General features: G+C 46.7%; 10 protein-coding genes. 7 read left to right on the forward strand and 3 right to left on the reverse strand.

The genetic code is table 11. From position 1 onward, the window contains the following. Positions 1–60 precede the first annotated feature (60 nt). The gene (locus tag P2W83_RS02440; RefSeq protein WP_276132097.1) at positions 61–2,034 is read left to right on the forward strand and encodes a YfbK domain-containing protein; all 1,974 of its coding nucleotides are present in this window, start codon (positions 61–63) and stop codon (positions 2,032–2,034) included. A gap of 69 nt (positions 2,035–2,103) precedes the next feature. Here P2W83_RS02440 and P2W83_RS02445 read toward each other — a convergent pair whose 3' ends face one another. Continuing rightward, on the reverse strand, positions 2,104–3,192 hold the full coding sequence (locus P2W83_RS02445) for a porin (protein WP_276132098.1): 1,089 nt from the start codon (positions 3,190–3,192) through the stop codon (positions 2,104–2,106). A gap of 342 nt (positions 3,193–3,534) precedes the next feature. Here P2W83_RS02445 and pepT point away from each other — a divergent pair, with 342 nt between their 5' ends. The 6 genes from pepT (at position 3,535) to P2W83_RS02475 (ending at position 10,306) form a co-directional block, all read left to right on the forward strand. Continuing rightward, positions 3,535–4,815, forward strand: coding sequence for a peptidase T (pepT, locus tag P2W83_RS02450; RefSeq protein WP_276132099.1), 1,281 nt, complete (start codon positions 3,535–3,537; stop codon positions 4,813–4,815). 85 nt (positions 4,816–4,900) lie between these two features. Beyond that, positions 4,901–5,413 carry a DUF1573 domain-containing protein gene (locus P2W83_RS02455; RefSeq protein WP_276132100.1) on the forward strand — a complete coding sequence of 171 codons (513 nt, stop codon included), beginning with the start codon at positions 4,901–4,903 and terminating at the stop codon, positions 5,411–5,413. Beyond that, positions 5,410–6,294, forward strand: a complete 885-nt coding sequence (locus tag P2W83_RS02460; protein ID WP_276132101.1) for a UbiA-like polyprenyltransferase — start codon at positions 5,410–5,412, stop codon at positions 6,292–6,294. The genes P2W83_RS02455 and P2W83_RS02460 overlap by 4 nt, the downstream gene beginning before the upstream one ends. Before the next feature lies 1 nt (position 6,295). Then, positions 6,296–7,024, forward strand: a complete 729-nt coding sequence (gene dapB, locus P2W83_RS02465) for a 4-hydroxy-tetrahydrodipicolinate reductase (RefSeq protein WP_276132102.1) — start codon at positions 6,296–6,298, stop codon at positions 7,022–7,024. A gap of 69 nt (positions 7,025–7,093) precedes the next feature. After that, positions 7,094–9,253 (forward strand): S9 family peptidase, encoded by a 2,160-nt coding sequence (locus P2W83_RS02470; protein WP_276132103.1) that lies wholly within the window; start codon positions 7,094–7,096, stop codon positions 9,251–9,253. A 9-nt stretch (positions 9,254–9,262) separates the two neighbouring features. After that, on the forward strand, positions 9,263–10,306 hold the full coding sequence (locus P2W83_RS02475) for an alpha/beta hydrolase (protein WP_276132104.1): 1,044 nt from the start codon (positions 9,263–9,265) through the stop codon (positions 10,304–10,306). On the opposite strand, the gene kdsA is transcribed toward P2W83_RS02475, so the two are convergent. Together kdsA and P2W83_RS02485 are read right to left on the reverse strand one after the other, a co-directional pair. Then, a complete protein-coding gene (kdsA, locus tag P2W83_RS02480) occupies positions 10,303–11,130 on the reverse strand; it encodes a 3-deoxy-8-phosphooctulonate synthase (RefSeq protein WP_276132105.1) in 828 nt (275 codons plus the stop codon). The genes P2W83_RS02475 and kdsA overlap by 4 nt on opposite strands. 11 nt (positions 11,131–11,141) lie before the next feature. Then, positions 11,142–12,566, reverse strand: coding sequence for an L-serine ammonia-lyase (locus P2W83_RS02485; RefSeq protein ID WP_276132106.1), 1,425 nt, complete (start codon positions 12,564–12,566; stop codon positions 11,142–11,144). Positions 12,567–12,574 lie beyond the last annotated feature (8 nt).

Here is a 12,574-nt window from a genome sequence, read left to right on the forward strand (position 1 = left end):
ATAAAATCTGCGCGCATCCCATTAGAGACAACCGAACACAAACCAACAAAAGACATTCTTATGAAACAGGTCTTCAGTTTTCTAATGATGCTGTGCATGGCCTTCGTGGCGTCTGCACAGAGCGGAGCAATTACAGGTACAGTTGTGGATGAGAAGAAAGAACCAATGATCGCTGCAATAGTCACCGTATTGCAAGGCAAACAGACCAAGGGAGGAGCAACAACAGATGAAAGCGGTACTTACGTTATCAAGCCTTTACCACCGGGCAGGTACAAAGTGCAGGTAAAATACGGCGGTTACAAAACCAGCATTACTGAAAATGTGATAGTTGGATCAGGCAAACACACCACGGTCAATGTAGCTATGCAGCTTGATGCTAAACAACTCAATGAAATTGTTGTGCTACAATACAAGACACCGCACATAGACCCATACGGTGATGGCAGGCAAACCAAAAGTTCGGAAGAAATTGAAAAAATGCCCACACGTGCTACAGATGGCATAAGGTCCACAATGGCTGGAGTTTACCCTGCCCCCCAGGCCAAATACAAGTACACACCTCCAGTATATTACAACCCCAGCAACGAGAGTTATAAAAAAGATCCAGAGAACGATTTCAAATCAGTAAAAGCCAATCCTCTCTCCACCTTGTCAGTCGATGTCGATCGGGCATCGTACAGCAACATCCGCCGCTTCCTGAATGAAGGACAAAAGCCTCCAGCTGATGCTGTGCGCGTGGAAGAAATGATCAACTATTTCGACTACGAATACCCCCAGCCAAAAGGCTATGACCCAATTGCTATCACTACGGAAATGATAGACTGTCCCTGGCAGAAAGGACATAAGCTGTTGCATATAGGCATGCAGGCAAAAACCATAAGCACAGAAAAACTGCCACCGTCCAACATCACCTTCCTTATAGATGTTTCAGGCTCTATGAACGAGGCCAACAAACTGCCGCTGGTAAAACAAGCGCTGAAGATGCTGGCAGGTAAACTGCGTGCTGAGGACAGGCTGTCGATAGTAGTGTATGCAGGCGCAGCAGGGCTGGTGCTCCCTCCTACTCCAGGCAGCAACAAAGAAACCATTTTCGCTGCGCTGGATGCTTTGCAGGCTGGTGGCTCTACAGCAGGTGGTGCCGGCATCAGGCTGGCGTACAAAACAGCTGCTGAAAACTTTATGCGTGGTGGCAACAACCGTGTAGTGCTGGCAACCGATGGCGATTTCAATGTCGGCGTTAGCAATGAGAACGAGCTCGAAGACCTGATTACCAAAGAGCGCGACAAGGGTATCTACCTGACTTGTCTTGGTTTCGGGATGGGCAATTATAAAGACTCCAAAATGGAGGTACTGGCTGACAAAGGCAATGGCAACTATGCCTATATCGACAATGTAAAAGAAGCAGAAAAAACGCTGGTGAAAGAATTTGGCGGCACTATCTTCACTATAGCCAAAGACGTGAAGGCACAGATCGAATTCAACCCTGCGTTAGTAAAATCATACAGGCTGGTTGGTTATGAGAACCGAATATTGAACGAAGAAGATTTTAAAGACGATAAAAAAGATGCGGGCGATATGGGCTCTGGTCATACTGTCACTATTATGTACGAGATCATACCTGTTGGTGTGGACAGCAAATTCGGTCGCGATGTAGATCCGTTGAAATACCAAAACGGCAGCATTGTAAATCACTCCGGTGAATTGGCTACGATCAAATTCCGCTACAAAAGGCCCAATGCAAATACAAGCCAGGAAATGGTGCATACCATAACTAACAGCACCAAACACCTCATGTTATCTACCGACAATATCCGGCTTGCCTCATCTGTAGCCATGTTCGGTATGTTGTTGAAGGATTCCAAGTACAAAGGCGCATCCACTTACGATGCGGCGCTGAGACTGGCAGAAAGCAGCCGCGGCAAAGACAAAGAAGGTTACCGTACAGAGTTTATTTCGTTAATAAGAAAAGCAGGCAATTTCCCCGCTGTCGAAAAGGAAAATACGGAGGCTCTGGGCTGGAATGGTGTAGACTAATGGCTGCAGGGAGTATAATAGACCTCGTCGGACGGCGGGGTTTATTTTTTTAACAACCTGTACACTCATTTAGAAACTGATAGAAAGCGATGTAGTAGCCGCTGCATTAGTATGGATCAACTCTTTACCTTCTTTAGAAAACACAGCGTCTTCGCTATCGTACATTTTGATCTCTACACGCCATAAAACTACTTTCATAATGTAGTAGTCGAAATTAATTGACGCCCCCATAGTATTAAACCCATCGGATGTCGTTGTTGGTATGATTACGCCATCGCGGTCCAGGTAGTATTCTCCCCTGGCCGCCAATGCAGTTTTTTTCGAAAATTTGTACCGTGCAATAATTGCAGCCCCTAGCCAATTGCTCCAGCCGTTTTGTTTCAGCCGTTCCTGCATCCCGAAATCTATCCCGCTAGTCAACCCAAATTTGTCCGTCAGATTAAATGTTCCATACAGGTCGTGGAATATTCTTAGCGCAGAAAGACTGTCCGGCTTATCGTCACCTATATATGTGCTGTAATTGAGCGTCACCCTGTCAGATGGCGTATAAGTAAGTTGTGTACCTCCGCTCGGCCACGAACTAGTCGGCACTCTCTGAATGCGTTGCCAACCATTCAGTACAAGTGCAGCCATATACCACTGCCCATTATCGCTGGTATAACCCAGCTTTGCACCCGTTTCATAATAAGGTGAGTTATCAGCCATTATACTTCGGGTAAGTGTCCAGCAGGCAGGCGAGTAAGCACTTTCGAAGCCAATATGTGACACCATTATCCCCGCGTCCAACCACAGCCCTTTTTTTCCCGAAAGCTTAACGCCAACATTTGCCTCATTGAGGCTTTTCAATACCCCGGGCTCAGCGGCATAGTTGGCATTAACATAAGTACCCGCCGCTATCGCAAGAGTAGCCCGAACACGTTCTGCCGAATAACTTCCCTTTATATAGGCCAGGTTAATGTTCACTTCATTGTGCCGGTTGTGAGAATACACGAACGGCGGCCTTGTGTTATTGGGTGGCTGGTTAAAATCATATCCATAATACACTTCTATGTGCCTGAGGAACTCTATCAACGGCTTCTTTTCGACCTTTTTAGCTTCCGCGCTGAATGTATCTGCCGCCCCTGAGATCTGGCTCTTGGCAACTACTGAATTCAGCATGCCTGGCAAAACCAACAAAGCGTATTTAATTAAAGCATTCCGGAAGCAATTTTGACATAACATCCCGGCTCAATTTGACACAAATGTACATATTATTTCGTATATTTGCTATAATAAAACTCTATCAAAATGAATAAAGTAGACCTCATGCACAAATTGCCACGACGGTAAACGTCAGTGGGAACAAAACGAAGAACTTTCTGATAAGCTCCCCAAAACGACAACAAACGGCAACAAAAATGGCCAACTTTGAAGGTGTTCTCCCCAAAAAATCAACAAAAACAAACAACATATATAGACAATCGCCATTTATCCCCTTTTACCTTTTAACCTATGGCCTGAATGACTAAATTTGAGCCCTCAACTCAACATATGGGCATAGCTAACTACCAACATACTGTCGCCGACCGCTTTATGCGCTACGTACAAGTAGATACGCAAAGCGACCCGGCCTCGCCGTCACAACCTTCCACCGAAAAGCAGAAAGACCTGAGCCGCATACTGGTGCAAGAACTGAAAGCCATCGGTATTGCAGACGCTGAACTGGATGAGCATGGCTATGTATACGCCACCATTCCGGCTACCAGCCAGAAGAATGTGCCGGTCCTATGCTATTGCTCGCACGTTGATACAGCACCCGATGCCAGCGGGACAGGGGTAAAACCCATTCTGCATATGAGCTGGGATGGTAAAGACATCGTTCTGCCCGACGATCCGACAGTGGTCATCAGCAAGAAGAACCATCCTTACCTGGAACAGCGTATTGGTGACGATATCATCACCGCTTCGGGCCTTACCCTTCTGGGAGCCGACGATAAGGCTGGTGTTGCTATCATTATGGACCTCGCAAACTACCTCATCCAACATCCTGAAATACCTCACGGCAAGATCCGCATCTTGTTCACGCCCGACGAGGAAGTAGGCCGTGGCGTGAACAAAGTAGATATGCAAAGGCTGGGCGCACAATTCGGCTATACGCTGGATGGCGGCGAACGCGGCCACCTGGAAGGCGAGACCTTTTCGGCTGATAGCGTTACCGTTGTGTTCAACGGCGTAAGTGCACACCCCGGCTATGCAAAAGGCAAAATGGTGAGTGCTATTAAAGCAGCCGCCGCTTTTGTAAACAAGTTGCCCCGCAACGAATGGAGCCCTGAAACCACCGACGGTATGGAAGGATTCGTACACCCTGTACATATAGAAGGCGCGATCGAAAAAGCCAGCGTTCAGTTCATCATCCGCGATTTTGAAACAGCTAAACTGGCACAGCATGAAGAGCGACTGCGCGCACTGGTAAATGAAACGGTAACGGAATTTCCGGGCATGAACACTGAGTTCATCATCAAAGAACAATACCGCAACATGAAAGAGGTGTTGGATAAACAGCCACAAGTGATGGACTATGCGGAAGAAGCCTACAAACGCGCCGGCATGACCGTGGAGCGTATGAGCATACGCGGCGGTACCGATGGGTCACGCCTTTCATTCATGGGCCTACCCTGCCCCAACCTGTTCACTGGCGAAATGGGCATACACAGCAAACAGGAGTACGTTAGCGTGCAGGACATGGAGAAATCGGTAGAGATGCTAGTAAACCTTTCGCAGGTTTGGGAACAAAACAGCTAAAAACGACAACAACAAAGCATAGCGAACTCGTTGTCACCATTAAAAAAGACATCAAAACGACAACAATTTTTATCCTTTACAACATATGAACGCACAATTAAAGACCATACTGCTTACAGTTCTCACGTTATCGGTATTCGTAATAGCACTGGTGGAGCTGAGCGGTGTAAGTAACACTGCCTTGTTTAATAAATATAGTATTGGCAACGGTGGCACCGGACAAATGACGAATGGCACTCCGGATGAGCAGCAGAAGAAAGACGCGCAGCGCAAAGCGATGCCTAAAACAACAATCAGCTTCGTAGACACCAAACACAACTTCGGCACCATTACAGAAGGTGAAGTAGTGAAACACGCTTACAAATTCAAAAATACTGGCGAGCACCCACTGCTGATATCGAACGCAGTTGCATCGTGTGGTTGCACTGTGCCTTCTTATCCTAAAGAACCAATTGCTCCGGGAGCGGAAAGTGAAGTTGTAGTAGAATTTAACAGTAAGAACCGTCCCGGCCACCAGAAAAAAAATGTGCTCATTTATTCAAATGCACAAGAAGAAGCGATGTCCATCGGTTTTGACGTAGATGTAAAAGAAAAATGAGTACAGCACAAGTGAGTTTCGGTCAAAAAGTAAAAGAATACCTTTCGCTGATCAAGTTCAGCCACACGGTATTTGCACTACCATTTGCATTAATCGGCTTCACGCTGGCAGTGGTTTACTATAATGAACCGTTTGAATGGCACTTGTTCATCAAGATGCTGTTCTGCATGGTATTTGCCCGCACAGCGGCGATGGCTTTCAACCGCTACCTCGACCGCAAATTCGATGCGCTTAACCCGCGTACCGCACAGCGCGAAATACCAGCCGGTATCATCAAGCCCGAACATGCGTTGTTGTTTACCATCATCAACTCGGCTCTGTTCATACTTACTACCCTGCTTATCAACGACACGGTATTTTATTTGTCAATTGTGGCGCTGTTCGTGATCCTGTTCTACAGTTATACTAAACGAATCACTGCACTTTGCCATATAGTACTGGGCATTGGTCTTTCATTGTCGCCACTAGGTGCCTTCCTTGCCGTAACAGGTTATTTCGCCTGGCTGCCGGTCTTGTTCTCGTTTGCGGTGCTCACGTGGGTGGCAGGTTTTGATATAATTTATGCCCTGCAGGACGAACAGTTTGACCGCAGCCAGAAACTCCACTCTATACCTGCAGCACTGGGTGTAAGCAAGGCGTTAATGGTCTCAAACCTGTTACACGCGTCGTCAGCAATGTTCATCATTGCTGCGGGGCTAAAAGGAGATTTCGGAATACTATATTGGGTCGGAACCGCTTTCTATATTGGACTGCTCATCTATCAGCATATGCTGGTGAAACCCAACGACCTCAGCAAGGTCAACATGGCCTTTGCCAATACAAATGGCATTGCCAGCATCGTATTTGCCTTCTTCACCATTCTCTCACTGATATTACATTAATATGAAAATAGCATTGATCGGCTACGGAAAAATGGGACACGCTATTGAAGAAATAGCCACCAAACGCGGACATGAGATCGTGTTACGCATCCGTAGCGGTAATCGTCATGAAATGACGCCGGAGAACCTGCAAAATGCAGACGTGGCCATCGAGTTCACTAACCCTGAATCGGCAAGAGAAAATGTGCTGCATGTGCTGAACACCGGCACACCTGTGATCTGCGGCAGCACGGGTTGGAACGAGGGCCTGGACGCAGCAAAAGCGAAAGCCCTGAACAAGAATACAGCTTTCCTGCAGGCGTCTAACTTTAGCGTAGGTGTCAATATATTCTTTGAGGTAAACAAGTTGTTGGCTTCGCTGATGAATGATCAGCCGGATTATGAAGTAAGCATCGAGGAAACCCACCATACACAGAAGAAGGATGCTCCATCAGGCACCGCTATAACATTAGCTGAGCAGGTTCTTGATAACCTGGATCGCAAAAGACACTGGGTAAAAGAGAAGGCTGAGTCAGCTGACGATTTCCCCGTTATTGCACACCGCATTGAAGGCGTGCCGGGTACACACAATGTAAAATACAGTTCCCGCATCGATGATATCGAGATCATCCACACCGCGCATAATCGTGAAGGTTTTGCACTGGGCGCAGTACTTGCCGCAGAATTTGTAGCAGGTAAGAAAGGCATATTTACCATGCAGGATGTATTGGGAATAAATAAGAACAGGTAAACTAGCCCGAAAAGGGTGAACGTCTAACGACAAACAACTGATAACTTTCGTTCAGCTAACACATATACAATGTCCACATTCAAGACAACTCAAATACTTCTCCCTGTCTTATTACTATCGCTGCCCATAGCCGCACAAAAAAAGCAGTTCACAATAACCGAGGCCACCAACGGGATGGCAACAACGCTAGCACCAAAAGGTCTGCGTCAACCAAGCTGGGAACCAGGAACAACGAAGTTGTATTATGCAGTAAAAGACGGAAGCTATGAAGGCTGGACATCTGAAAGCTTAAAGTCAGGCAAAAAAGACACTTTGTTCGACCTAAAGACATTGAACCGCGATGTATATGGCAAGGACAAGTTGAAAGCCCAACCAACTTTTCAATGGCTGAGCGAAGGAATGGTTTACTTTATTGATGGAAATGAAATAAAGCTGGGAACTAAAACTGCAACTGGCTTTCAGTGGATCAATTGGGTAACGCTTCCAGAGAAAGCAGAAAACATCAAAGTTGACAAAAGCAGGAACATCGCCTACACGATCGACAATAATCTCTGGCTATTTACGAAAGACAAGAAAACCATCCAGCTCACCAACGATACAAATAAAGACATCGTGAATGGGCAGGCGGTACACCGTAACGAATTCGGCATTGAGGAAGGCATCTTCTTCTCTCCGGACGGAAACTATGTTGCATACTATCGCATGGATCAAACAATGGTTGCAGACTACCCCGTTATCAACTGGCTGGAAACACCGGCTACAGTTAAGAACGTAAAATATCCGATGGCTGGCGGTACATCACACCAGGTAACCCTTAATGTCTATAACGTAACCACTGGTAAAACAGTTACCCTTAAAACTGATGGAGAAAAAGATCATTATCTGACAAGTGTAACCTGGAACCCCAATGAGAAGTACATGTACGTCGGCATTCTCAACCGTGGACAGGATCACCTGTGGATGAATGAGTATGACATACAATCAGGTCAACGTACAAAGACCTTGTTTGAAGAAACAGATAAAGAATATGTAGAGCCTCAGAATCCATTGTCATTCCTGCCTGGTAGCGACGACCGATTCATCTACTGGAGCCAGCGTGATGGTTACATGCACCTTTACTTATACACTACCAATGGTAGACTGGTGCGCCAGCTTACTAAAGGCAAATGGATCGTAAATGAGATCGTTGGCTTTAACAAGGATGAGAACCTGGTATTGATCACGGCTTCGAAAGAATCTCCGCTGGAAAAACATGGCTATGCAGTGAACTGGAATACTGGCAATATATCGAGGCTCACACGCGATGCGGGCACGCATACTATTGTGCCAAACGAAAGCGGCAAAATGATACTGGACGTATATAGCAACAGTACCGCCGCTAAACGCACGCTAATCCGTTCTACCAATGGCAGTCTCGAAAAGCTGATCATCGATGCGCCCAACACACTCGCGGATTACGATAGGCCGCAAATCAAAAACGTAGAACTGAAAGCAGATGACGGTACACCATTATATGGCAAGCTGATACTGCCTACCAATTTCAACGAGAACAGGAAATACCCGGTAGTAGTTTATCTGTATAATGGCCCACATGTACAGTTGATCAAGAATTCTTTCCCTGCCAGCGGCAATCTTTGGTATGAATACATGGCGCAACATGGCTATGTAGTGTTCACAATGGACGGACGTGGTAGCGCCAACCGCGGCGCTGCTTTTGAGCAGGCAATACATCGCAATCTTGGTGTTAAAGAAATGAACGACCAACTGAAGGGCGTCGAGTATTTAAAATCACTGCCTTATGTTGATAGCAAACGTATGGGTGTACACGGCTGGAGCTTCGGTGGGTTCATGACCACATCACTGATGTTGCAGCACCCTGGTGTGTTTAAAGCTGCCGTAGCCGGCGGTCCTGTGATGGATTGGAGCATGTATGAAGTGATGTACACAGAACGTTACATGGACACTCCGCTGGAGAATCCTCTGGGCTATAAAAACACAGCACTGTTCGACAAGGTAAAGAACCTGAACGGCAACTTACTCCTGATACATGGTACCGATGATGCTACTGTAGTTTGGCAGCATTCTATAAAGTTCCTAAAAAGTGCTGTAGACAATGGCGTACAGGTTGATTACTTCGTCTACCCTGGCTACGAGCACAACGTACGAGGAAAGGACCGTGTACACCTGATGCAGAAAGTAACCGACTACTTCGATCAGCACCTGAAGTAGTACATGAACATGAGAAGATTATTACTAGCACTGACTATTATGATCACCCTGTCTGCACATGGACAGGGTGATTATTTTAATACACCTGAGTTCTGGAACAAATTAAAGCTCGAGACAAAACTTGAAGCCCCATATACCAAACCGGATACTGTTATCGTAGTAGTTAGCAACCGTGCCACGCAAAACGACAAACTGCGCTTCATGAGCGAAGAGCGCGACGGTAAACAACTACGGTACTATTATGTATATGCGCACAATGGCAAATGGCATGTACTTCAAGTAAGATCTCTGAGTGAAGCGATACAGTTAATGCCTGAGTCAAATCGCAACTGGGTTGTTTACACAGAAGGCATGGGTAAACTATTTACTACAGACATTTACCGAGGTTTGACACTTGCCGCCCAGTATGGCGTCAACGTGATCATGCTCGACTATCCTAGCATCACAACGACCAAGAGCGGATTGGGCAATTACTTCTTTGCTATCGGTAATGCAAGGATTGCCTATAAGGATTTCTTGCCCGTGTTTGCCGAGATCAAACAAATGAAATTTAATCGCAGACTAGGCACTGGCAAGCTTAGTCTCTTCTTTCATAGCATGGGCAACAATGTGCTGACTGGCATGGCAGCCAACAGCAAACTATCTATGCTTAATGATGCTGTCTGGGTCGATAATCTTATCATGAATGCACCTTGCGTTAACCAGACCGGCCACGTAAAACTACTGAGCAAAATCGCCTTCGCAAAACACTTGTACATACACTACAATCCAGAAGACAAAACCTTGAAAGGCGCGCACCTAATGAGCGGTCACAGACAACTCGGAGAGAGCGTTGATAACCCTACATACAAGTATGCCCGCTACATAAACTTCCACACTTTAGCAGACGAAGGGCACAGTAACTTCCTTTCATTGATAGGAAGAATGCCAGCAACACCAGCAGCTGTTAGGCACTATGCAACGCTCCTTAATGGAGACACCGTACAACTGAATAACACCGGTTGGTATAGGCGCACCGCCTATAAAAACATAGGATGGGATATATTGCCTTAGAGTGTATTCACAACCTGCTTCAGCCTAGTGAGCTTTTCCAGCAAACTCTCAAAAAGATCAAGACGCAGCATATTAGCGCCATCTGATTTAGCTACTGATGGATCGGGATGTGTCTCTATAAACAAGCCATCGGCCCCGACTGCTATACCAGCGCGAGCGATCGTCTCGATCATAGCAGGATTACCACCGGTAACACCGCTTGTTTGGTTAGGTTGCTGCAATGAGTGTGTGCAGTCTAGGACAACCGGCACTCCCATTGTTTTCATCGTTGGTATGCCGCGATAATCTACTATCAGGTCGTGGTAACCGAAGCTGGCACCCCGGTCAGTAAGAACGATATTGTTATTGCCACTTTGCTGTAGCTTATCAACAGCGAACTGCATTGCTTCCGGGCTGAGGAATTGTCCTTTCTTTACATTCACAACTTTACCTGTAGCCGCGGCGGCAACCAGTATATCGGTCTGCCTGCAAAGGAAGGCCGGTATCTGCAGCACGTCTACATATTCGGCCGCCATAGCAGCTTCCGAAGCATCGTGGATATCTGTTACTATAGGGACATTGAATGTCGATTTGACTTTAGCCAATAACTTCAATGCATTCTCATCGCCTATACCCGTAAAGCTATCCAGTCGCGTACGGTTCGCCTTGCGATAAGATGCTTTAAAGACATAAGGTATCTTCAACCTGTCGCATATCCCAATAACTCTCTCAGCTGTCTTCATCACCACTTCTTCATTCTCCACCACACATGGGCCGGCCATAAGGAAGAAGTTATCAGCATTGTACTTTTCTCCAAAAAGATTTGATAAGAAGCTATTGTTCATCTGTTGTTCTATTAACACTCACTAAGGCTTTGCGGAATATTGGTAGCCAGGCCACCTTCTGCGGTTTCTTTGTATTTATGGTTCATATCGAGGGCGGTCTCCCACATGGTATTGACCACCGCATCGAGTGATACGCGTGCATTGTCAGGATTGCTTTGCAGGGCGAGCTGCGACGCAGTAATGGCCTTGATAGCCCCCATCGTGTTTCGCTCAATGCATGGTACCTGCACTAAACCTGCAACCGGATCGCAGGTAAGACCAAGATGGTGCTCCATAGCTATCTCTGCAGCCATCAGGCACTGACGTACGCTACCACCAAGACATTCGGTCAATGCGGCGGCAGCCATAGATGACGAGACGCCGATCTCTGCCTGGCATCCACCCATAGCAGCGGAGAGTGTCGCTCCTTTCTTGAAGATGCTACCGATCTCAGATGCTGTCAGCAGGAATTGGATGATCTTGTCTTCGTGATGACCATCGCAGAAAGCAACGTAATAATGCAACACAGCAGGCACTACGCCAGCTGCACCATTAGTTGGTGCTGTCACCACCCTGCTGAACGAAGCATTCTCTTCGTTTACGGCCAATGCGAAACAGCTTACCCAATCGAGCGTATATTGAAAATGCTGACCACCGCTACGTATAGCAGCCAGCCATTCTTCGTAATTATTGTATGGTTTATCCTTCAGCAATTTCTTGTTCAAAGCTGCAGCACGACGAGTAACATTCAATCCACCCGGAAGCTGTCCTGTGATATGTGTACCACGGTAAATGCAGTCTCGCATTACCTCCCATATCTTCATAACTCCCGCCCTTGTTTCTGCTTCATCTCTCCAGGAGTGTTCATTTTCCATAACTACTTCAGAGATGCTCAAACCTGTTTTGCGGCACCAGTGAAGCAATTCATCAGAGCGTTCGATCGGGAATGGCAAGTCTACCTGGTCGCTGATGGACGTATCCTCTCCTTCTTTGATCACGAAGCCCCCACCTATTGAATAAAAGGTTTCAGCGATCTCATTACCATTGTTGAAAGAGCAAAGAAAGGTTACAGCATTCGGGTGCAGCGGCAGACTTTCATCCATCAGGAACACCACATCAACAGCGGGATCAAAAGCTATCTCTTTCTCCTTGCCGAGCAGCATTTTCTTCAGGTTTGCTATCTGATTCATTCGCGGGGTGATCTGGTTCACGTCGAACGTCACCGGGTCTTCATCGCAAAGACCAAGGATCACAGCAACGTCTGTGCCGTGCCCCTTACCTGTCTTAGCCAGAGAACCGTATAGCAACACCCTAACCGACCTCACGTTGTCGATGCCGTGCGTACGTATAGTTTCCACAAAACGCCTGGCAGCACGCCATGGACCAAGGGTGTGCGAACTGCTCGGTCCTACCCCTATCTTAAATATGTCAAATACCGAAATGCTTTCTTTTTTCAACTTAGTCT

Origin of the sequence: Polluticoccus soli (genome assembly GCF_029269745.1) — a bacterium.
Classification (GTDB): Bacteria; Bacteroidota; Bacteroidia; order Chitinophagales; family Chitinophagaceae; genus Polluticoccus; species Polluticoccus soli.